The organism is Billgrantia sulfidoxydans (assembly GCF_017868775.1).
GTDB classification, from domain to species: Bacteria; Pseudomonadota; Gammaproteobacteria; order Pseudomonadales; family Halomonadaceae; genus Halomonas; species Halomonas sulfidoxydans.
Window position 1 is genome coordinate 804,274 of the sequence record NZ_CP053381.1, and the last position, 19,354, is coordinate 823,627.

Sequence of the window (19,354 nt, forward strand, 5' to 3'; positions counted from 1 at the left end):
TTCAGTCGTGCCGCGAGCGATTCCGGTAAGAATCGCGTTCATGCTCCTCGATACGCACTTCCTTGCGGATGGGGTGCCTCTGCTTCTCGCTCGCAGCGTAGGCCAGAGCCAATAGCGCCACGGCGGCCACGCTCACGGTCAGCATTTCGATGATACCCATGTGCATGTCCTCCTGCGGGTGAATGGGGCGACCCTCGGGACCTCACTGTCCCTACGAGAGGCGTGCCTGTCACTTGAGGGTGGCAGTTTTCTCGCCGGCCGACAAATGCTTTGACCCGAAGGAGTGGACTAAGTTTTAACGCTTCGCTGGTTGGTCGCCGAACCCTTGCGCTCTGGCGCTCCGAGCGCCTCCTCTCGCTCGACGCTTCGTTCGGCCCCTGGCTTGGAGCCGCATCGCTATTGCTTTTTTGACGGCTTTGGTGAAATATATTTCCAAATATATACTTCTGGCTAATACCCTGGCGGTTTTACGTAATTCTACGGATGCAATATCCGTATGGATAACTAAGGGATAACTGCAGGAAAATTTACGCAAGCCTCCGGATTTATTTTATTTCCCTCCGTTTTATTCTCCCCAGGTCAGTTCGCTGACCAGCTCAAGTTTCACTTATTAAAATAAACAAGGGCGTGGATCGATCGCTCCTTGAACGTCATCGAGCCCGCCGGGAGAACGTATTTCCATGAGCGTCAACAGGCGTAATTTCCTCAAGTACGGAGGTGCTGCCGCGGTGGGTACCGTGATGGCGCCGAGCATCGTCAAGTCCCAGGAAACCTTCAACTGGCGCATGACCACCAGTTGGCCCTCCGGTTTTCCGTTCTTTCAATCGGGACCGGGTTCCGCCACGGATTTCGCCAAGCGGGTCGAAGAGATGTCCGGTGGGCGTATCCGCATCCGGGTCTACGGCGCCGGTGAACTCATCCCTGCCTTCGACGGTTTCGATGCGGTATCGCGCGGGCAGCAGGTGCAGCTGAACCATGCCTGCTCCTACTACTGGGCGGGGGAGTCGTTTGCCGCCCAGTACTTCACCACCGTGCCGTTCGGCATGACCTTCCAGGGCTTCAATGCCTGGCTGGCCCACGGCGGCGGCTACGAGCTGTGGAAGGAAACCTACGAGCCCTACAACCTGATCCCGCTGGCCGTGGGGTGTACCGGGGCACAGCCGGTGGGCTGGTTCCGCGAGCCGGTCACCAGCGTGGCGGATTTCCGTGGCCTGAACATCCGCATGCCGGGGCTGGCCGGGGACGTCTACAACGCCATCGGCGCCAATGCCCGCCTGCTGCCCGGCGGCGAAATCTTCTCGGCGCTCGAGCGCGGCGCCATCGATGCCGCGGAGTGGGTGGGCCCCTACCTGGATCGTGCGCTGGGACTGCACAACGCGGCCAAGCACTACTATTCCTCGGGCTGGCACGAGCCTTCCACCACCACCGAGGTCATCGTCAACAAGGAGGCCTACGAGTCCCTGCCCAGCGACCTGCAGGCCGTGCTTCACAACGCGGCAGCGGCCTGCAACGTCACCTCCCACACCTGGCTCGAGGCGCAGAACGGCGAGGCTCTGGACGACCTGGTCAACAACCACGGGGTGCGCTTCGAGACGCTGCCCGACGACGTCATCCGGGCCCTGTTCGAGGCCACCCGAGACATTCTGGCGACCGAGGCCGACAAGGACCCGCTGGTCAAGCGGATCAATGACAGCTTCTGGGAATTCAAGAAGAAGCACGACGGCTGGCAGATCAACAGCGAGGCCGTGTTCGCCAACACCATCAGTCGTTACGGCCAGGGCATGATCTGACCCGGCCCGACCCTCGGCTCCGGTTCTCGTAGCCGAGGGGCTTTCCCGACCCGCCTTGCAAAGGCGACCTCTACCTCGCTTCAGACGTCCACCGGGGGCCAGCCCGGGGGAGGGAGATTGCATGCTGCGTTTCTGTATTTCGCTCGAGCGCCTGCTCGAGCGCATCACCGGCCTGGCCGGCTTCATCGGCTGCATGGCCATGGTCATCATGGTTGCCCTGATCTTCGGCAACATGCTGAGTCGTTATGCCCTGGGCCTGGGCGCGGTATGGGCCCAGGAGCTGGAGTGGTACCTGCTGTCGGTCATGGCGATGATGGGCATCGCCTACGCCATGAAATTCGACGATCACGTGCGCGTGGACATCCTGTCGAGCCGCTTCAGCCCCGTCGGCACGATGTGGCTGAACCTCATGACCGCACTCCTGGTGGCGCTGCCGTGCGCGCTGCTCATCATCCATTACAGCCTTCCCTTCGCCGAGACCGCGTTCCTCCGCGGTGAGCGCTCGCCCAACTCGTCCGGCCTTCCCTGGCGCTGGATACCCAAGGCGCTGGTGATCGTCGGCTTCGTCTTCGTGGCGACCGAGTCGGTTCGCCAGGCGCTGGAGAACGGCAGGCGCCTCGTCCAACACTACGCTGGGAGAGCCTGACCCATGCCCCTGGAATATTACGCGCTGGCCATAATCGTCGCCTTCTTCGTGCTGGTGATGACCGGCATCCCGGTGGGCTTCGTGGTCGCGTTCGTCGGCTTCGTATTCGGCTTCATCGGCTTCGATGGCTGGCTGTTCGAGCTGCTGCCGTCGCGGATCTACGGCGTCGTGGCCAACTACACCCTGCTGGCCATACCGCTGTTCGTGTTCATGGGCGTGATGCTGGAACGCTCGAAGATCGCCGAGCGCATGCTCGACGTGATCGGCCACCTGTGCGGGGGCCTGCCGGGCGGCATGGCGTTGGCGGTGATCATCGTGGGCGTGCTGCTGGGCGCGGCGACCGGCATCGTCGGCGCGGCCATCGTCACCCTGACGCTGATGGCGCTGCCCACCCTGGTGCGCCGCGGCTACAAGAAGACGGTGGCGTGCGGCACCATCTGCGCCGCCGGCACCCTGGGGCAGATCATCCCGCCCAGCCTGGTGCTGCTGGTGCTGGCCGATATCATGAACCTTTCCGTCGGCAGCCTGTTCGCCGCGGCGCTGGTGCCCGGCCTGCTGCTGGCCGGCATGTACCTGGCTTACCTGCTGCTGCTGGCCTTCTTCTTCTCCGCCGACGTGCCTGCCATCGACGAGCAGGAGCGTGCCGCGGTCTCCAAGAGGGAGCTGGGCATGGATTTCCTCAAGGTCGTGGTGCCGCCACTGCTGCTGATCTTCGCCGTGCTGGGCTCGATCATCGGTGGCGTGGCCGCGCCCACGGAGGCGGCCTCGGTGGGGGCCGTGGGGGCCCTGCTGCTGACGCTCGTTTCCGGGCGCATGACGCTGCCGGTGCTCTCCGAGACCGTGAAGACCTCCCTGCGCATCAGCTGCATGATCTTCTTCGTGCTGATCGCCTCGCAGGTCTTCGCCCTGGCGTTCCGCGGGCTGGACGGGGAGTTCTTGATCGAAGCAATGTTCGAATGGGTGCCGGGCGGCATGTACGGCACGCTGATCTTCATGCTGCTGCTGATCTTCTTCCTGGGCTTCTTCCTCGAGTGGATCCAGATCTCCTACATCGCCGTGCCGCTGTTCCTGCCCTTCCTGGCAAGCCAGGGAGACATGTCCATGGTCTGGGTGGCGATCCTGATCGCCATGAACCTGCAGACGTCGTTCCTGACGCCGCCCTTCGGCTGGTCGCTGCTGTTCATGAAGGGGGTCGCCCCGCCGGGGATTACCACGGCAGATATCTACAAGGGCGCCGTGCCTTTCGTGCTGATCCAGATCCTTACCCTGGCGTTGATCATCGTCTTCCCCGACGTGGTGCTGTGGTTGCCGGCGGTGGTAGGATGGTAAATCACCCCGAGAGTTGTACTCGAGTTTGAATCAGGCCCTGCCAAATCTCGTTCGTATCGGGGTCGGCGGGGCTTTCGGGGCACAAAATAATAATGCATCAGGTAGACGCCAGTGTTCACTTTCAGAACCAAGTTGACACTGCTTACCTTGCTCCCTCTGTTGGTTCTCATCGCCGGTGTGACGGTGTTTGCCATCCATCAGAGTGCGCGTTTGAGTGGGGTGCAGTCGGAAATACTCAAGGAGGGGTTGCTAGAAGCCAAGAAGGCGGAACTGAAGAACTACATGGAGCTCGCCTATACGGCGATCCGAGATATCTACGAAGACCCTTCCTTACCCCGAGACGTGGCGCAACGCCACGTGGCGGAGGCGTTTCATCGGATGGAGTATGGCTCCGATGGCTACTTCTTCGTTTATGACTACGACGGCCTGAGCATCGTCCATCCACGGCTGGATCACCTGGTGGGGCAGAATCTGTGGAACTTCCGCGACGAGGACGGAAAGCTGCTGATCCAGAGTCTCGTCCAGCGCGCCCGGGAGGGCGGGGGCTATACCGAATACCGCTGGGACAAGCCTTCAGGCGGCGAGTCGGTGCTCAAGCTGGGCTACTCCATCGGCATGGACGAGTGGGGCTGGATGGTCGGCACCGGCCTCTACCTGGATGACATCGAGCAGGTGGTCGGCCAGATGGAGCGGCACATGGTGGGAAACGCGCGCAAGACCATCCTGCTGATGGCGTTCTTTACCGTCTCCTGCCTGCTGGTCATCGCCGTGATCGGGCTTGCGGTCAACCTGAGCGAAGCGCGGGTGGCCAATCGCAAGCTGGTCAGGATGGCCCAGAAGACCTTCAGCTTCCTGGAGAAGGAGCGGCGGCGGATCTCCCGCGAGCTGCACGACGGGATCAACCAACTGCTGGTGTCGGCACGTTTCAAGCTGGAGCGCATCGATGACGCCCTGGGCCGTGGCGACCACCTGGATGCCTCCTCTTCCCTGGCTGCGGCCGATCGCATCCTCGAGACGGGGATCCAGGACCTCCGCCGGCTGGCCTATGACCTGCGCCCGAGCGTGCTCGACGATCTGGGATTGGTCGCGGCGCTGGAGAGCCTCTGTTCGGGCCTGGTGGAACGCAAGCCGCTGCAGCTTCATTTCGAGTCGAACATTGACAGTGGTGAGTGCCAGCCGGTGCTGGCAACGGCGCTGTATCGCATCACGCAGGAGAGCCTGCACAACATCGAGAAGCACGCCGGCGGGGTTCGCCTGGTCAGGGTGAAGGTATTGCGGCGTCGCGGCTGGGTGTATCTGGAGATCGCGGACGATGGCGAAGGCTTCGCCTGGCATCCCGATCAACGCCGCGAGCAGGATGGCACCGGCATGGGGCTGCGCAACATTCAGGATCGGGTCGACCTGCTGGGGGGACGCCTGACCATCGAGGCGGCACCCGGCAAGGGCGTGCGTATCAGGCTCAAGGTGCCGTTCCAGCGTGTTGCCGGCAAGACGAGCGGAGAGAGAATCGATGGGAAGGTCTATACGCGTACTTTTGGCGGACGACCATCCGCTGGTGCTGGAGGGGCTGCGCTACCGGTTGGAGGCGCAGCAGGGCGTTGATCTGGTCGGGGTGGCCAATTCAGGCCAGGAGCTGCTGGCACTCGCCCAGACGCTGCGGCCGGACGTGGTGGTCACCGACATCACCATGCCCGGCCTGTCCGGCCTCGAAGCGTGCAAGATCCTGGGCGAGACCTGCCCGGACATCCGCGTGCTGGTGCTGACCATGCATGACAACGAAGAGTACATCCGGCGCGCGGTGGCCTGCGGGGCCGCCGGCTATGTGCTGAAGGACGCTTCCGCCGAGCAGATGGTGTTTGCCCTGCGCGAGGTGGCGAGCGGGCGCAGCCACTTCGGTTCCAGCGTTTCCCGGGTGCTGCTCGAGGAGAAGGAGGGAAGGCTGACCCAGCGCGAGACCGACATCCTCAAGCTGATGTTCGAAGGCATGAGCAGTCGCGACATCGGTGAGGCGCTGGCCATCAGTACCCGCACGGTGGAGTCGCATCGCAGCAATATCTACCGCAAGCTCAACACCAACTCGCTGGCGGGCCTGTTTCGCTACGCGATGCGCCATGGGCTGATCGAACTGGAATAGCCAAACCCTATCGAAACCATTGATACGTTGGTCTTTGACCTCAACTTTGCTTGACGTCGTATCGTTCATCGCATCTTCATCCAGCCAGGAGAACCAGCAATGAACGATGCGATCAAGGTGGCCGTGATCTATGGCAGCGTGAGGGAAGGGCGCTTCGGCGACACCGTGGGGCAGTGGGTCGTGAAGCAGATCCAGCGCCGTGAGGCGTTCGCCCCCGTAGTGATCGACCCTGCCGCCGAGCCTGCTTCGGCGTTCGCCGAGCGTCTCGACGAAGCGGATGCCTTCGTCGTGGTCACGCCGGAATACAACCACTCCTACCCCGCCGCGCTCAAGGCGCTGATCGACGCCTACAAGGCGGAGTGGCAGGCCAAGCCCGTGGCCTTCGTTTCCTACGGCGGCGCTTCGGGAGGGCTGCGTGCGGTGGAGCACCTGCGCCATGTCTTCGCCGAGCTGCATGCGGTGGGCATTCGCGATGGCGTGATGTTTCCCAACGCCTGGGAGCAGTTCGACGAGCAGGGGCAGCCGTTGCAGGCCCAGCGTTATGAGCGCGGCATGCAGACCGTACTGGCGCGGCTCGCCTGGTGGGCCGAGACCCTGCGTCAGGGCCGGGCGGAACGCGACTATGCCCAGGCAGTCATGCTGGATTGAGCGGCGCGAGGAGAGCCGGCGCGCCATGCGCGAGCGCGCCGTGGCAGCCGGCCGGGAGCCCACCTAGCCGGGGGGCAGCACCTCAGCCGTCTGTCACCTGGGCGCGTAGCCAGGCGATTTCCTCGGCCCAGATCTCGGGCTCGATGGTTTCCAGCACCAGCGGGATCTCGTCGATACGCGGGTCGCGCATGATGGTGGTGAAGGCATCGAGGCCAATGTTGCCCTGCCCCAGGCTGTGGTGGCGGTCGACGCGGCTGGCGTATTCGCTCTTGGCGTCGTTGAGGTGCATGCCGCGCAGATACTCGAAGCCCACCACCTTGCCGAACTCGTCGAGGGTGGCCGTGCAGGCCTCGGGCGTGCGCAGGTCGTAGCCGGCGGCGAAGGCGTGGCAGGTGTCGATGCATACGCCGACCCGCGACTTGTCGTCGACCTGTTCGATGATGTCGGCCAGGTGCTCGAAGCGCCAGCCCAGGTTGGTGCCCTGGCCGGCGGTGTTCTCGATCACCGCGACGACGCCGCGGGTCTCGGCCAGGGCATGGTTGATCGAGTCGGCGATGCGGGTCAGGCACTCGCTCTCGCTGATTTTCTTGAGATGACTGCCGGGGTGGAAGTTGAGCAGGGTGAGACCGAGCTGCTCGCAGCGCTGCATCTCGTCGAGGAAGGCGGCCCGCGACTTCTCGAGCCCCGCCTTGTCCGGGTGCCCCAGGTTGATCAGATAACTGTCATGGGGGAGGATCTGCCCGGGACCGAAGCCGTGCTCCTCGCAGGCGGCGCGAAAGGCCTCGACGGTGGCCTCGTCGAGGGGCTTGGCCCGCCACTGACGCTGGTTCTTGGTGAACAGGGCGAAGGCGTCGGCACCGATCTCGACGGCACGCACGACGGCCTGGTCGGGTCCGCCGGCGGCGCTGACATGGGCTCCGAGGTATTTCATCTGGCCTCTCCATGGTTGGCGTGCCACAACGATAGCATGCGCGGCCAATCCGTGTGCCGCCTCGCAGATGCCTGGGCCCTGCTAATCTCAAGGGCATGAGGCCGAGGAGAACCGTATGCTGATGCTCATGCTGGTGGCATTGAGCGCCCCCATCGAGGAGGATCCGATCGCCGCGGCGCTGGCGCGCATCGAGGCGCTGGCGGGGTATCGCCTGACGTTGCGCAGCCAGGGCAGCGGCGGCGAGGAGGTCATTCGCTACAGCTACCAGCGGCCCGGCTATGTGCGCATGGACATGGAGACGCCCTATCGCGGGGCGGTGCTGATCTACCGCCCCGATACGGGCAAGGTCCAGCTCTGGCCCTTCGGTTCGCCCGGCAGGCGCCCGGGGCTCTCGCTGCGTCCCACCAACCGCATGGTGCGCAGCTCGCGCGGGCATCGCGTGGATCAGTCGGACGTCGGCACGCTGCTGCGCAACGTTCAGCGATTGCAGCAGCACGGCAGTGCACGCCTGCTCGGGCCGACGGAACTCGAGGGGCACCCGGTGCAGCACGTGGTGGTGGAGGCCGAGCCCGGCCGGGCCGTGCACGAGGTGGCGCGCTACGATCTGTGGCTGGATGGCGAGACGCTGTTCCCACGCCGCGTGATCAGCTACGACCGGCGGGGCGAGCGCCTCGAGAGCGTGCACCTGGAGGATGTCGAACTCGAGCCGACCTTCCCGCCCGATCACTTCGCGCCCTAGACCCCGGCTGTGCAATCATGGCGAAATTCGCGTTCGACACCACCTGGGCCCTCGATGCCCCGGTCGAGGCCGTGTTCGATGCCCTGGCCGACCCGCTGCACTGGCCCGACTGGTGGCCCGGGCTAGTGGAAGCTCGCCAACTCGAGGCCGGCAACGAGCAGGGCATCGGGCGTATCCAGCACTTTGTCTGGAAGAGCCGGCTGGGGTACTACCTGCGCTTCGACATTCGCATTACGCAAGTATGCGAACCCAGCCTGATCGAGGGTGAAGCCAGTGGCGACGTGACCGGTTTCGGCCGCTGGCAGCTGCACGGCGAGAAGGCGGGCACTCGGGTTCGCTATCTCTGGCAGGTTCGCACGGTACCGACCCGCCTGGGCTTGCTGTCCTGCATGGCGCGCCCTCTGGTGGTCTGGAACCATCACGCCATGATGCGCGATGGCCAAGCGGGGCTGGCGCGGTATTTGGCAAGTCTTGCTCCATCCAGATGCAAGAGTGGGCGGTTAGCGTCGAGAGAGCGTTGGTAGAGACACTAGAGTAGCGGTATGCTGCATCCAACTTGTCTCGAAAGTGTCGCAGAGATGCCATGAAGGGCTCGCAGGGCAGAATCGATCATGAGCGGCTATCCGGGGAGGCGCATGGCTGCTTTCCCGTCGATCCCTGTGCCGAGGTCCGCCGCGAGCTCGAAGAGGCTCGCGAGGAGATCGCGAACCTGAAGCGTACTCTGGAGCGCATCCAGCATATCGCCCGGCTGGGCTACTGGCGGGCCAGCCTCAAGGCCAACGAACTGTTCTGGTCGGAGGTGATCTACGACATCTTCGGCGTCGATCCCGACACCTTCACCCCCAGCATCCGGGCGTTCAAGGCCATGGTGCATCCCGAGGACCTGGAAAGCGTCGAGGCGAGCATGCTCCGCGCTCAGGAGCAGGGGCAGCACGACGTCGTGCATCGCATCGTGCGGCCCGACGGTGAGATTCGCTGGGTCCACGAACTCGCCGATTACGCTCCCGAGGGTGATGACCAGATCCTGATCGGCACCGTGCGCGATATCACCGAACAGAAGAAGCTCGAGCTGCGCCTGCGCCAGCTGTCGCGCACCGATGAACTCACGGCGCTGTTCAACCGCCGCTACTTCATGCAGCGGTTGGTTCAGGAACTGGCCCGCTACCGTCGTTACGGCAGGCCCACCTCGGTGGTGCTGTTCGACTTCGACCACTTCAAGCGCATCAACGATACGCATGGCCACCCCGCCGGCGACCAGGCGCTGGTGAGCGTGGGCAAGTTGCTGCGCGAAAAGCTGCGTACGAACGATATCCCGGCGCGTCTCGGCGGGGAGGAGTTTGCGCTTCTTCTGCCCGAAACCAGCCTCGAGGAAGCCGTGGGCGTGGCGGAGAAGGTGCGCCAACTGGTAGAGAAGCAGGAGTTCGAGTCGGAGCAGGGCCACCGCTTCGGCGCGTCGATTACCTGTGGTGTGTCGGCTTTCCAAGGCGCCGAGGAGACGGTGGAAGCTATCCTTCATCGCGCTGACCATAACCTTTACAAAGGCAAGCGAGCCGGGCGCAATCGGGTCGTGGCGGATGAACCGGGTCGCTGAGGGCGCGGCGCCACGAGCAAGGCCCCGCCTGGAACGCGCCGACTGGCTGGCCGATGCGCTGGGCCTGGCGCTGGGGGAGCCGTCGAGCCAACCCTTGTCCAGCCGTCTCTATCACACCCTGCGCGAGTGGATCCAGGCGGGTCGGCTGACCAGCGGCCAGCGGCTGCCTTCGACCCGGCAGCTGGCCCGCGAGCTGGGTCTGGGGCGCAACACGCTGCTGGCCGCCTTCGATCAGCTGCTGGCCGAGGGGTTTCTTGCCACCCGCCATGGCGCGGGCACCTTCGTTGCCGACCTGCCGTTCCATCACGTGCAGACGGCCGCGACGAACGGTGCCACTCCAGCGTCTTCCTCGCGCGCTGGTCCCCCGCGGCTCTCTTCACGCGGCACGGCACTGCTCGCCTTCTGCCACTCCCGAGAGGGGCGCTATTCCGCCTTCGTTCCCGGCGTGCCCGCGCTGGATCGCTTCCCCCATGCCGAGTGGCAGCGGCTGCTGCGGCATCACCAGCGGCGCATGCCGTTGGACTGGCTCGACTACCAGGCCCAGGGGGGGGTGCCGGCACTGCGCGAGGCGCTGGCCGACTACCTGTCGCTCGCCCGCTCGGTGCGCTGCCGCCCCGAACAGATCCTCATCGTGCAGGGCGCCCAGCAGGGCTTCGAGCTGATCGTGCGGCTGCTGAGCGACAGCGGCGACGAGGTGTGGATCGAGGAACCAGGCTATCACGGTGCCCAGGCCTGCTTCATGGCGGCCGGGCTCGCCATGACGCCGGTGCCGGTGGATGGCGAGGGCATGTGCATCGAGGGGCTGCCCGGCTCCCGTGACCCGCGACTGATCTACGTCACGCCTTCGCATCAGTATCCCAGTGGCGCAACCATGAGCCTGGCCAGGCGGCTGGCGCTGCTCGAAGTCGCCGAACGATACGGCGCCTGGATCGTGGAAGACGACTACGACAGCGAGTTCCGCTACGGGCAGCGGCCCGTTGCCGCCCTGCAGGGGTTGGTGGATGACTCGCGGGTGATCTACGTGGGCACCTTCAGCAAGGTCATGTACCCCGGCCTGCGGCTGGGCTACCTGGTGCTGCCCGAGGCGCTGGTGGGGCCCTTTCGCCGTGCCAATGCCCGGCTTCATCGCGAAGGCCAGTACGCCGTGCAGGCCGCCGTGGCGGAGTTCATTGTCCGCGGCCATTTCTCGCACCATATCCGCCGCATGCGTGACTGCTACCGCCGGCGTCAGGCGCTGCTGCGCAAGGCGCTGGCGCCGGCGGTGGCCCGTGGCCTGCGGCTATCCGACGGGCAGGCCGGCATGCACCTGGTCGCCTGGCTCGACGAGCCCGAGCACGAACGCATCCTGATGGAGCGGGCTGCGGGGCAGAGGATCTTGCTGTCCCCATTGTCGAGTTACTATCTCAACGCCCCCGGCCACCCCGGCCTGGTACTGGGCTATGCCGGCAGCGTCGAAGCCGAGATCGAAAGGGCAGGCCACTGGCTGGCTCAGGCGTGGTGTGAATTGGCAGACGCCTAGTCGTTCAGCGGCACGTCTGCGTCGACAGTGAGCTTATCTGTCTGCCCTCTCCATCGAAGTTTTCCGGCGCAAGCCAGCGTTCCAGGCGTGTCTCGACGGAAGGCCACTCGCCGTCCAGCAGCGAAAACCAGGCGGTGTCGCGACTGTGTCCATTCTCCACTCGGTGCTGACGGAACACTCCCTCGAAGCGAAAGCCCAGCCGCTCGGCGGCACGCCGCGAGGCGGCGTTGAACGCATCGCACTTCCACTCATAGCGCCGGTAGCCCAGCGCGAAGGCGTGGCGCATCAGCAGCAGCATGGCTTCGGTGGCTGCCGGCGTGCGCCGCAGCGCTGGGGTGAAGTGGATGTGGCCGACCTCGATGCTGCCGTGCTCCGGCACGATATTGAGGTAACTGGCCAGCCCCAGTGCCCGCTCGTCAGCCACCGTGACGATGGCGTAGAACAGCGGGTCGTTGCTTTCCGACCGTGCCTTCAGCCAGGCGCGGTACTGCTCGGCATCGGCGAACGGCATGCCGCCGGAGTAGGTCCAGCGTGCCGCCGGGCCATCGTGCAAGCCCTCGCCCGGCATCATGAAGGCGGCGTGCAGCGCATCGGCATGGCGTTCGGCCGCGAGCGGCTCGAGGCGAACCCTGCGGCCCAGCAGCGGTATTCGATCCGGCCGGCGTGCCGGCTGCCAGTCGGGCAGGGCGGCGCCGACCGGTTGGCCAAAGTCGTTGTGGCTCATGTTGTGGCTCACGTCGGCCAGGGTCATGACATGCTCTCCTCATTGGCCAGTTGTTGCATGTAACGCCACAACTGGCGTGCCTGCGGGTCGCGGCTCTCGGCCAGGGCTGCCTCGACGCCGGCCTGGTCAGCCTCAGAGCGCTGACGGCCTAGCTTGGCCTTGCCCACCAGCGTCTCGATGGGCAGGCGAAAGCCGACCACGCCGGTCTGCATCTTCTCCAGGTAGCCTGGCTCACGGGACAACGAATCGAGCAGGGCGGGCTCAAAGTGCGCCAGGCTGCGATCGAGCAGTTCACGCGTGGCCTCTGTCCCCAGCAATTCGAGGGTACCCGTGGCGTGTACGGCCAGGTAGTTCCAGGTGGGCACGGCTGGCTGACTGGCGTACCAGGCCGGTGAGACATAGGCATGGGGGCCGCTGAAGATCGCCAGCGCCCGATTGCCATCGAGCGTTCGCCAGTGCGGGTTGGCTCGGGCGAAGTGGCCGTAGAGCGTGCCCTGCTCGCCTTCGCTGCGTTCCAGCAACAGGGGCAGGTGGGTGGCCTGCAGGTCGGCGCCGACCAGGACGGCGAAGCCGTGGCGCTCGATCAATTCCCAGGCCTGATTGCGCCCGAGCTGCATTGAAGGGGGAGCGTACATGGTGCCTCCGGGTCAGCCTTGGCTCGCTTGCGAATCGAACAGCAGTCCGTAGTGGTAGAAGGTGGTGTCGCGCTGCCAGCCGAGCGATTCGTAGAGTGCCTGGGCGGTGCGATTGGTGATTTCGGTGGCGAGTTTGAGGTGAGCAACGCCATGGCTTTCGGCCAGTTCCCTGGCGGCCTGCATCAGGGCGCGGCCGACACCGCTGCGGCGCGCCTCGGGCGAGACGAACAGATCGTTGAGTAGCCATAACGGCGCCAGGCGCACCGTGGAGAGCAGGGGATAGAGCTGAACGAAGCCCTGCAATTCTCCTTGCGGCCCTTCGTGCACCAGGACATGCGAGTCGCCGCGCGACAGGCGTGCCTGCAGGAAGCGCCGGGCGCCTTCGAGATTTGGCTCCTGGCGATAAAATTGGCGGTAGCCATCGAGCAGCGCGCTGAGCGGCTCCAGGTCGTCGAGGGTGGCAGGGCGGACGGGCATGGTGGGCACCTCGCGTTGGCGGTAGGGGGTAACCCAGTGTGAAGCGAGGATGGTTCCTTGCTAAGAGCCATTTCAAGGGTGTTTTGGAGAGCCACTTTTTCTGCCATTCAGGTCCGAAAACCGGCAGACAATGGCTGCGCCCAGGCTAGAATGGAGCCATGGACCTCTCGACCGAAACCAACCGCGCCAATGATGCGACTCGAATGACCGAGTCAATGTTGCGCTTGTCTTACCGCCCCCCCTATGACTGGCACGCGGTGCTGGCCTTCCTGGCCCGGCGGACGATCCCGGGGCTCGAGCGCATCGACAGCGAGGGGTATCACCGAATCTTCCGTCTGGGCGGAGCGCTAGGTCGCGTCACGGTGCGCCACGCGCCTGAAGAGAATGCGCTGCGGGCGTCGGTCCGGCTCTCTTCGCGTGAGGCCCTCCCGGAGGTGGGTGAACGACTGCGGCGGCTCTTCGATCTCGAGGCCGATCCTGTGGCGATAGGCCGTAAGCTCAGTCGCGACGCCACGCTGGCGCCACTGGTGGCGCAGCGCCCGGGGCTTCGCGTGCCGGGCGGATGGGATTCGTTCGAGGTCGCCGTGCGCGCCATCCTCGGTCAGCAGGTCAGCGTCGATGCGGCCACGCGGCTGGCCGGCCGGCTGGTCGAGCGGCTGGGGGAACGCTTGGAGGGGCAGGCTGGAGTCGGCCTGGAGCGGCTATTCCCTGCGCCCGAGCGGTTCACTTTCGATGAGATCAAGGCGCTCGGCATGCCCGGCGCACGCGCCACCGCCCTGGTGCGGCTGGCAGACACCTACCGCGAGCAGCCACGGTTGTTCGAACGGCGCCAGGATCTCGACGAGACCGTGGCCCACCTTTGCGCCCTGCCAGGTATCGGCGAGTGGACGGCGCACTACATCGCCATGCGCGGCCTGCAGGAGAGTGACGCCTTCCTGCCGAGAGACGTGGCGCTGCAGCGGGCGCTGGCACAGCAAGGTCGGCGCCCCACGCCGCGCGAACTGCTGGCGCGCGCCGAGGCCTGGCGGCCCTGGCGCGCCTATGCCGTGATGCACCTGTGGCAAGCCGATGCGGCCACCACGACGGCAGCAAAACCGCAACGGGAGAAACGCAATGCGACTCTGGCTTGATCGACTGCCGTCCCCCGTGGGCGAGCTGCGACTGGTCGGCGATGACCAAGGCGCACTGCGCGCGCTGGAATTCGACAGCCACGATGAACGGCTGCATCGTCTGCTGGGGCGTCACTATCGCCACTACGAGCTCGTCGAGGGCTCGGCGCCAGAAGCCATACGTCAGGCGCTGGAGGCCTACTTCGACGGCGATCCGTCCCACCTCGATGCGGTGCCGGTGGCCACCGGCGGCACCGAGTTCCAGCGCCTGGTGTGGCAAGCGCTGCGCCGGATTCCGGCCGGTACCACGATCAGCTACGGCGAGCTGGCGGCGAGGATAGGGCGGCCTGGTGCCAGCCGCGCCGTCGGCCTGGCCAACGGCGCCAACCCGGTGGCCATCGTGGTGCCGTGCCATCGGGTGATCGGTGCCAACGGCACCCTGACCGGCTATGGCGGCGGGCTGCCGCGCAAGCGCTGGCTGGTGGAGCACGAGCGGCGCCAGCTGCAGAGAGACCTGTTTACACTCGCGTAGCGGCCTGTGCCACCAGCTCAGGTCTCATCGACCAACCCCTCCAACAGCTTGCTCAATAGCTCACCCAATGCCTGCTGTTCCTCGCGGCTGAGAGCGGAAAGCATTCTGGCCTCGTTCTCCACGTGGCGGGGCACGACTCGGTTCATCAGTGCCAAGCCTTCCTCGGTCAGCGATACCAGCGTGCCGCGCCGATCCTCGGGATTCGGCGAGCGCACGATCAGGCCCGCCTTCTCCAGGCGATCCAGCCGACTGGTCATGCCTCCCGACGAGACCATCAGTGTCTCGAACAGCTGCGTCGGCCCCAGGCGGTAGGGGGCTCCCGAACGGCGCAGCGTGGCCAGCACGTCGAACTCTCCCAATTGCAGGCCGTACTCCTTGAAGAAGGCCTGTAGTCGCTCCTGGGCGAGCAGTTGGGTGGTCTTCAGATAGCCCACTACCTCCATCGGCAGCAGGTCGAGCTCGGGCATCTCCCGTTGCCATTGGGCAATGGCTTGCTTGACACGATTCATAGGCGCATTTATCTTTCCATCAAGATACTTTGTGTCGAGAATCTTTTCCCGCGCTGAACAGGAGCCGATCATGACCAACTCAACCAAGCCACGCAACCGCACCGGCTGGTACGCCCTGGGTTGCCTGCTGCTGGTCGGCAGCCTGCTGGCCCTGTCGCTGGCCGTGGCCAAGCTCGCCGACGGTGCCGGTGCTCCACGCCTGAGCTTTCTCATGGCGGCCGTTTTCGTTGCCGGCGCACTGCTCCTGGCACTGGCTGCCCTGCGGCGCCAGCCGATGAAGCTCGACCGCCGCATCGTCGAGTACGCCTTGGTCTCGGGCGCCCTTTTCGCGCTGCCCAATGCGCTGGGCTTTCTGGCGGTGCGCCACGTGGGGGCGGGATTCGTCTCGCTCAGCTTTGCCTTCCCGATCCTCGTCACCTGGGTGCTGGCGGTGGGGCTCGGCATGGAGCGCATCAGAGCGCTGCGGCTTTCCGGCGTGCTGCTGGGGCTGGCGGGCGGGGTGTTGCTGGCGTGGGCCAAGGCGGGTGGCATGCAGGGGGCCCAGGGCTGGGTGGCTTTGGTGCTGACGATTCCGCTGATCATCGCGCTGGGCAACATCTATCGCACCCTGCGCTGGCCCGACGAGGCGGGGCCGATCTACCTCGCTGCGTTGATGCTGCTGGGGGGCGCCCTGGCGCTAGCCCCCTTCGTGCTGGCGTTCGAGGCGCAGCAGTTCGGTCAACTGGTCGGCTCGACAGGGGTGCTCAGCCTGCTACTTGCCGAGGTTGCCGTCTTCACCGTGCTCTACGTCTTCTACTTCGTGCTGCAGAAAATTGCCGGCCCCGTGTACCTCAGCCAGATCGGCATGGTGGCGGCCCTGGTCGGCACGCTGATCGCCGTCTCGCTGTTGGGCGAGGCGGTGCCGCCCTACCTGGGCCTGGCGGGGGGGCTGGTGATCCTCGGTGCGGCTCTTTTCCACCGCGGCGCTGCGCGCCGTGACACGACTCCGCCTGCCACGGCGGAAGCCTGACCACAGGAGAATCCCATGTCACTCATGGAAGCCCTGCACTGGCGCTACGCCGCCAAGCGCATGGACGGAAGGCAGGTGCCCCGGCGCACTCTCGATACCATTCTCGAGGCAGCGAGCTTGGCGCCGTCGTCCTACGGTCTACAGCCCTACAGTGTGCTGGTGGTGGAAGACCCGACGCTGCGCGAGCGGATTCGACATGCTGCGTGCGACCAGCCCCAGGTCAGCGAATGCTCCCACCTGTTGATCTTCGCCGCCTGGGCCGAAGTGGACGGCCGGCACGTGGATGAACTGGTGGCATTGACCGCCGCGGCCCGCGGTATCGACCCGGAGGAGTTGGAAGGGTACCGGCAATCGCTCCATGCTGCCGTTGCCGGCTTTGCCACCCCTGAGGCACGTCACCAGTGGGCGGCCCGACAGGCCTATATCGCCCTGGGCACGGCCTTGACCGCCGCGGCAGCGGAACGGATCGACGCCTCACCGATGGAAGGGTTCGACCCGCCCGCCCTGGACGCCCTGCTGGGCCTCGAGCAGCAGGGCCTGCGTAGCGTGGTGCTGCTGGCGCTGGGCTATCGCGACACGGCGCAAGATCGCCTGGCCGGGCAGGCCAAGGTGCGCTGGCCCAGGGAGCGCTTCGTGCTGGTATGGGACGGGGCCTAGACGCTGCCCTCCTTCTCGACCACCAGCACCCGGGCTTCTCCCAGCGGGCAGGCGACATGTTCGGTGCCTACCGAGGCGAAGAAGATGTCGCCCACCTCCAGCAGTCGGGAATGCTCGACGCCCCCGCTGCGATAGCGCATCTCCACCTGGCCATCGAGCACCACGAAGACCTCCTCACCGTCGTTGACGTGCCAGCGGTAGGGCCGGTCGGTCCAGTGCAGGCGGGTGGTGATGCCGTTCATGCTGGCGATGTCCTTGGCGCCCCAGGCGCGCTCGGCGGTGAAGTCCCGGCTGCGGGTGATTTCCATGAGGCTGTGTCCCTCGCGCTACGATATAATTTTCCGGGCGAACCCCCGAAGCCATTATGCTCGGCGAATCGGTCGTTTTGCCATCCTTGACGTTGCCGGCGTTCAGGATGGGATTCGAGCCGCCCGCTGGGAGAGCGCCAGGCTTTCTGCGAGTTGCTCCGCCTGCAGGCAGGCGTGTCGTCGCGCTTCGCCATCGACTTCGCTGCCAAAGAGAGTCTTTTCCACGATCACCGACTCGATATCGGTAATGCCGACAAATTTCAGCCACATCTCGAAGTATACTTTTTGGTAGTCGTATTCTTGCGATGGCGTAAACGAATCGTTGGCGTAGCTCAGCCCCCTGGCATAAACCACGATGGCTTTCTTGCCAGTGAGCAGGCCGCTGAATCCAAACTCGGGGTCGAAGGAAAACAGGATATCCTTCTGCGATACCAGATCAATGAAGTGCTTGAGTTTATAGGGTATGCCGAAATTCCACAGCGGCATCGAGAACAGCAGAAGGTCGGCCTCGTGCAGGTGGGAAGCGAGCTGACGCAGACGGTCCCAGGCCTGTTGCTGAGCTGGCGTCAGCGGTGTGCCGGCTAGTCCGGCGTACTTTGCTGTCATGGCGCTGTCATCGAATTCGGGTAGGTCCATCTCCCAGAGGTCGAGATGTTTCACTTGGACCTGGGGAGAATAATCCCGGTAGTGAGATATGAAGCTCCTCGCGACTTCCAGCGATGCAGAGCGCTGCTTGCGGGGTGAAGATGAAACGTGCAGGAGAATTGTCATGATACAAATAACCTCACTTTGGTTGTTGTCTTCTTTATGCCAGCACCTCCGAAAGGAAAAAATAAATCAAATAGTGTGATGGTATTTATAATGAACCAAGATGATACTTTTTTCTTAACTCTGCTACTCTGGATGAGGGGGCGAAAGAGCGGCTTGAGGCAGCTTGAAGAGGGCGAGGCAATCATCAGGCGGCGTGTCATGACACGCCGCCTGATGATACATAAAAAATGAAAGCCATATTTATCATGGAAAGATATGCACATGCTCGATTTGCTTCTCCTGAGGAGTTTCGTTGCCGTCATCGATGAAGGCAGCTTCACTCGCGCCGCCAACCGCCTGCACCTGACCCAGCCGGCCATCAGCGGGCACCTGCGTCGTCTGGAGGCCCAGGTCGGCAAGCCATTGCTTCGGCGTACGACGCGTGCCTTCGAAGTCACTCCCGATGGCGAATGCCTGGCCGCCTATGCCAGGGCCATCCTGGCGCTCAATCGTGATGCCATGACCCAGCTTTCCCGTTCCACCTATCAGGGCAACGTGCGCCTTGGGGTCGCGGAGGACTGCGTCAGCGCCCCGCTGATGCGAGCACTCAGGGAGTTCATGGAAGACAATCCGCAGGTCGAACTCGGCGTGAGAGTCGGCATTCCCGGCGACATGATCGTGGCCATGAAACGCGGCGATGTGGACATGGTGCTGGGCGCTCAGTGCGGCTCCCACGAGCCAGGCCGGCTGTTGTGGCATGAGCCGCTGGTCTGGGCCTGGGCCGAGCGCTGCCCCGTGCGCTTGCCTTCGCCACTCCCTCTGGCCCTGTTTCCGGAGGCCTGCCCCTATCGCGAAGCTGCCCTGACCCAGCTGGCGTTGGCCGGTGTCCCCCAGCGCATGGCCATGCTCTGCACCAGCGGAGCCAGCCTGCGCGCGGCGGTCGAGGGTGGCTTCGCGCTGGCACCGATGCCGGAGAGTCAGCTCGGACCGGGGCTGGTCGCCCTGGCGGAAGAGCACGGCCTGCCACCGCTGCCCGAGGCCGAGTTCATGCTGATGACCAACCCTTCGGGCGATCAGAGTGTCCTGGCTGCCTTGGCGGAGCGCATCGACGAGCATCTCTGCCCCGCGCCCATCGCGGAGCCGGTCTAGCACCGCAGGCCTGACAAAAAACAATAGCGTGACCCACAGCTTGTGTCCTCGTCATGGAGGAGAGAACAACAATGGTGAGGCTTAGCAGTATATTTCGGTTGGCCGCCAAGGCCTCGACCGGGAGTGAGTCGATCTTTGCCAATGCGATTGTCAGGGCTGCAGCCAAGC

General features: G+C 64.8%; 24 protein-coding genes. 15 read left to right on the plus strand and 9 right to left on the minus strand.

Translation table 11 applies throughout. From position 1 onward, the window contains the following. Position 1: 1 nt before the first annotated feature. Entirely contained in the window at positions 2-160 is a 159-nt protein-coding gene (locus tag HNO51_RS03850; protein WP_162623035.1) for a hypothetical protein, read from the minus strand. A gap of 520 nt (positions 161-680) precedes the next feature. Between HNO51_RS03850 and HNO51_RS03855 the strand changes: the two genes are divergently transcribed. The 6 genes from HNO51_RS03855 to HNO51_RS03880 all read left to right on the plus strand — a co-directional run bounded on the left by HNO51_RS03855 (position 681) and on the right by HNO51_RS03880 (position 6,547). Continuing rightward, entirely contained in the window at positions 681-1,790 is a 1,110-nt protein-coding gene (locus tag HNO51_RS03855; RefSeq protein WP_197449714.1) for a TRAP transporter substrate-binding protein, read from the plus strand. 121 nt (positions 1,791-1,911) lie between these two features. Then, a complete protein-coding gene (locus HNO51_RS03860) occupies positions 1,912-2,436 on the plus strand; it encodes a TRAP transporter small permease subunit (RefSeq protein ID WP_197449715.1) in 525 nt (174 codons plus the stop codon). 3 nt (positions 2,437-2,439) lie between these two features. Next, entirely contained in the window at positions 2,440-3,765 is a 1,326-nt protein-coding gene (locus HNO51_RS03865; RefSeq protein WP_209538534.1) for a TRAP transporter large permease, read from the plus strand. 183 nt (positions 3,766-3,948) lie between these two features. Beyond that, entirely contained in the window at positions 3,949-5,367 is a 1,419-nt protein-coding gene (locus HNO51_RS03870) for a cache domain-containing protein (RefSeq protein WP_209538535.1), read from the plus strand. Next, positions 5,300-5,899 (plus strand): response regulator transcription factor, encoded by a 600-nt coding sequence (locus HNO51_RS03875; RefSeq protein ID WP_197449718.1) that lies wholly within the window; start codon positions 5,300-5,302, stop codon positions 5,897-5,899. The genes HNO51_RS03870 and HNO51_RS03875 overlap by 68 nt, the downstream gene beginning before the upstream one ends. Before the next feature lie 99 nt (positions 5,900-5,998). Beyond that, the gene (locus HNO51_RS03880; protein WP_209538536.1) at positions 5,999-6,547 is read left to right on the plus strand and encodes an NADPH-dependent FMN reductase; all 549 of its coding nucleotides are present in this window, start codon (positions 5,999-6,001) and stop codon (positions 6,545-6,547) included. An 82-nt stretch (positions 6,548-6,629) separates the two neighbouring features. Here the strand turns inward: HNO51_RS03880 and nfo are convergent, their stop codons facing one another. Beyond that, positions 6,630-7,478: a deoxyribonuclease IV gene (gene nfo, locus HNO51_RS03885; RefSeq protein ID WP_197449720.1), complete on the minus strand. Its 849-nt coding sequence runs from the start codon at positions 7,476-7,478 to the stop codon at positions 6,630-6,632. A gap of 115 nt (positions 7,479-7,593) precedes the next feature. Between nfo and HNO51_RS03890 the strand changes: the two genes are divergently transcribed. From HNO51_RS03890 to pdxR, 4 genes are read left to right on the plus strand one after another with little or no spacing between them, the layout of a single operon-like run. Further along, positions 7,594-8,217: a LolA family protein gene (locus tag HNO51_RS03890; RefSeq protein ID WP_197449721.1), complete on the plus strand. Its 624-nt coding sequence runs from the start codon at positions 7,594-7,596 to the stop codon at positions 8,215-8,217. Positions 8,218-8,234: 17 nt separating this feature from the next. Continuing rightward, positions 8,235-8,741 carry an SRPBCC family protein gene (locus HNO51_RS03895; protein WP_197449722.1) on the plus strand — a complete coding sequence of 169 codons (507 nt, stop codon included), beginning with the start codon at positions 8,235-8,237 and terminating at the stop codon, positions 8,739-8,741. Positions 8,742-8,800: 59 nt separating this feature from the next. After that, entirely contained in the window at positions 8,801-9,808 is a 1,008-nt protein-coding gene (locus HNO51_RS03900; RefSeq protein WP_209538537.1) for a GGDEF domain-containing protein, read from the plus strand. Next, positions 9,792-11,327: a MocR-like pyridoxine biosynthesis transcription factor PdxR gene (gene pdxR / locus HNO51_RS03905; RefSeq protein ID WP_197449724.1), complete on the plus strand. Its 1,536-nt coding sequence runs from the start codon at positions 9,792-9,794 to the stop codon at positions 11,325-11,327. The genes HNO51_RS03900 and pdxR overlap by 17 nt, the downstream gene beginning before the upstream one ends. Before the next feature lie 4 nt (positions 11,328-11,331). On the opposite strand, the gene HNO51_RS03910 is transcribed toward pdxR, so the two are convergent. Genes HNO51_RS03910 through HNO51_RS03920 form a run of 3 tightly spaced genes read right to left on the minus strand, consistent with a single transcriptional unit; the run spans position 11,332 to position 13,163 of the window. After that, positions 11,332-12,078, minus strand: coding sequence for a GNAT family N-acetyltransferase (locus tag HNO51_RS03910; RefSeq protein ID WP_234283602.1), 747 nt, complete (start codon positions 12,076-12,078; stop codon positions 11,332-11,334). Further along, a complete protein-coding gene (locus HNO51_RS03915) occupies positions 12,075-12,686 on the minus strand; it encodes an FMN-binding negative transcriptional regulator (protein ID WP_197449725.1) in 612 nt (203 codons plus the stop codon). Before HNO51_RS03915 ends, HNO51_RS03910 begins: the two co-directional genes overlap by 4 nt. A 12-nt stretch (positions 12,687-12,698) precedes the next feature. Beyond that, a complete protein-coding gene (locus tag HNO51_RS03920) occupies positions 12,699-13,163 on the minus strand; it encodes a GNAT family N-acetyltransferase (protein ID WP_197449726.1) in 465 nt (154 codons plus the stop codon). A 215-nt stretch (positions 13,164-13,378) separates the two neighbouring features. Between HNO51_RS03920 and HNO51_RS03925 the strand changes: the two genes are divergently transcribed. Together HNO51_RS03925 and ogt are read left to right on the plus strand one after the other, a co-directional pair. Continuing rightward, positions 13,379-14,293: a DNA-3-methyladenine glycosylase family protein gene (locus HNO51_RS03925; RefSeq protein ID WP_197449727.1), complete on the plus strand. Its 915-nt coding sequence runs from the start codon at positions 13,379-13,381 to the stop codon at positions 14,291-14,293. Then, positions 14,277-14,804, plus strand: coding sequence for a methylated-DNA--[protein]-cysteine S-methyltransferase (gene ogt / locus HNO51_RS03930; protein ID WP_209538538.1), 528 nt, complete (start codon positions 14,277-14,279; stop codon positions 14,802-14,804). Before HNO51_RS03925 ends, ogt begins: the two co-directional genes overlap by 17 nt. 17 nt (positions 14,805-14,821) lie before the next feature. Here the strand turns inward: ogt and HNO51_RS03935 are convergent, their stop codons facing one another. After that, positions 14,822-15,313 (minus strand): MarR family winged helix-turn-helix transcriptional regulator, encoded by a 492-nt coding sequence (locus HNO51_RS03935; RefSeq protein WP_197449729.1) that lies wholly within the window; start codon positions 15,311-15,313, stop codon positions 14,822-14,824. Positions 15,314-15,383: 70 nt separating this feature from the next. Between HNO51_RS03935 and HNO51_RS03940 the strand changes: the two genes are divergently transcribed. After that, entirely contained in the window at positions 15,384-16,322 is a 939-nt protein-coding gene (locus HNO51_RS03940) for a DMT family transporter (RefSeq protein WP_209538539.1), read from the plus strand. Between the two features lie 15 nt (positions 16,323-16,337). Then, positions 16,338-16,979: a nitroreductase family protein gene (locus HNO51_RS03945; protein ID WP_197449731.1), complete on the plus strand. Its 642-nt coding sequence runs from the start codon at positions 16,338-16,340 to the stop codon at positions 16,977-16,979. Here HNO51_RS03945 and HNO51_RS03950 read toward each other — a convergent pair. From HNO51_RS03950 to HNO51_RS03960, 3 genes are all read right to left on the minus strand, one after another. Then, the gene (locus HNO51_RS03950) at positions 16,976-17,287 is read right to left on the minus strand and encodes a cupin domain-containing protein (RefSeq protein WP_197449732.1); all 312 of its coding nucleotides are present in this window, start codon (positions 17,285-17,287) and stop codon (positions 16,976-16,978) included. The genes HNO51_RS03945 and HNO51_RS03950 overlap by 4 nt on opposite strands. A gap of 102 nt (positions 17,288-17,389) precedes the next feature. After that, positions 17,390-18,058: an FMN-dependent NADH-azoreductase gene (locus HNO51_RS03955; RefSeq protein ID WP_209538540.1), complete on the minus strand. Its 669-nt coding sequence runs from the start codon at positions 18,056-18,058 to the stop codon at positions 17,390-17,392. Further along, positions 18,055-18,258 carry a hypothetical protein gene (locus tag HNO51_RS03960; protein WP_209538541.1) on the minus strand — a complete coding sequence of 68 codons (204 nt, stop codon included), beginning with the start codon at positions 18,256-18,258 and terminating at the stop codon, positions 18,055-18,057. The genes HNO51_RS03955 and HNO51_RS03960 overlap by 4 nt, the downstream gene beginning before the upstream one ends. A gap of 61 nt (positions 18,259-18,319) precedes the next feature. Here HNO51_RS03960 and HNO51_RS03965 point away from each other — a divergent pair, with 61 nt between their 5' ends. Continuing rightward, positions 18,320-19,186, plus strand: a complete 867-nt coding sequence (locus HNO51_RS03965) for a LysR family transcriptional regulator (protein ID WP_197449735.1) — start codon at positions 18,320-18,322, stop codon at positions 19,184-19,186. The last annotated feature ends 168 nt before the right edge of the window (positions 19,187-19,354 follow it).

Bases quoted from the DNA above. Each gene is read 5' to 3' on its own strand.
- HNO51_RS03950 (WP_197449732.1), bottom strand. From the start codon at position 17,287: ATGGAAATCACCCGCAGCCGGGACTTCACCGCCGAGCGCGCCTGGGGC.
- nfo (WP_197449720.1), bottom strand. From the start codon at position 7,478: ATGAAATACCTCGGAGCCCATGTCAGCGCCGCCGGCGGACCCGACCAG.
- HNO51_RS03860 (WP_197449715.1), top strand. From the start codon at position 1,912: ATGCTGCGTTTCTGTATTTCGCTCGAGCGCCTGCTCGAGCGCATCACC.
- HNO51_RS03855 (WP_197449714.1), top strand. From the start codon at position 681: ATGAGCGTCAACAGGCGTAATTTCCTCAAGTACGGAGGTGCTGCCGCG.
- pdxR (WP_197449724.1), top strand. From the start codon at position 9,792: ATGAACCGGGTCGCTGAGGGCGCGGCGCCACGAGCAAGGCCCCGCCTG.
- HNO51_RS03920 (WP_197449726.1), bottom strand. From the start codon at position 13,163: ATGCCCGTCCGCCCTGCCACCCTCGACGACCTGGAGCCGCTCAGCGCG.
- HNO51_RS03895 (WP_197449722.1), top strand. From the start codon at position 8,235: ATGGCGAAATTCGCGTTCGACACCACCTGGGCCCTCGATGCCCCGGTC.
- HNO51_RS03960 (WP_209538541.1), bottom strand. From the start codon at position 18,258: ATGACACGCCGCCTGATGATTGCCTCGCCCTCTTCAAGCTGCCTCAAG.
- HNO51_RS03910 (WP_234283602.1), bottom strand. From the start codon at position 12,078: ATGACCCTGGCCGACGTGAGCCACAACATGAGCCACAACGACTTTGGC.
- HNO51_RS03925 (WP_197449727.1), top strand. From the start codon at position 13,379: ATGTTGCGCTTGTCTTACCGCCCCCCCTATGACTGGCACGCGGTGCTG.
- HNO51_RS03945 (WP_197449731.1), top strand. From the start codon at position 16,338: ATGTCACTCATGGAAGCCCTGCACTGGCGCTACGCCGCCAAGCGCATG.
- HNO51_RS03965 (WP_197449735.1), top strand. From the start codon at position 18,320: ATGCTCGATTTGCTTCTCCTGAGGAGTTTCGTTGCCGTCATCGATGAA.
- HNO51_RS03880 (WP_209538536.1), top strand. From the start codon at position 5,999: ATGAACGATGCGATCAAGGTGGCCGTGATCTATGGCAGCGTGAGGGAA.
- HNO51_RS03955 (WP_209538540.1), bottom strand. From the start codon at position 18,058: ATGACAATTCTCCTGCACGTTTCATCTTCACCCCGCAAGCAGCGCTCT.
- HNO51_RS03915 (WP_197449725.1), bottom strand. From the start codon at position 12,686: ATGTACGCTCCCCCTTCAATGCAGCTCGGGCGCAATCAGGCCTGGGAA.
- HNO51_RS03900 (WP_209538537.1), top strand. From the start codon at position 8,801: ATGAAGGGCTCGCAGGGCAGAATCGATCATGAGCGGCTATCCGGGGAG.
- HNO51_RS03890 (WP_197449721.1), top strand. From the start codon at position 7,594: ATGCTGATGCTCATGCTGGTGGCATTGAGCGCCCCCATCGAGGAGGAT.
- HNO51_RS03935 (WP_197449729.1), bottom strand. From the start codon at position 15,313: ATGAATCGTGTCAAGCAAGCCATTGCCCAATGGCAACGGGAGATGCCC.
- HNO51_RS03940 (WP_209538539.1), top strand. From the start codon at position 15,384: ATGACCAACTCAACCAAGCCACGCAACCGCACCGGCTGGTACGCCCTG.
- HNO51_RS03850 (WP_162623035.1), bottom strand. From the start codon at position 160: ATGGGTATCATCGAAATGCTGACCGTGAGCGTGGCCGCCGTGGCGCTA.
- ogt (WP_209538538.1), top strand. From the start codon at position 14,277: ATGCGACTCTGGCTTGATCGACTGCCGTCCCCCGTGGGCGAGCTGCGA.
- HNO51_RS03865 (WP_209538534.1), top strand. From the start codon at position 2,440: ATGCCCCTGGAATATTACGCGCTGGCCATAATCGTCGCCTTCTTCGTG.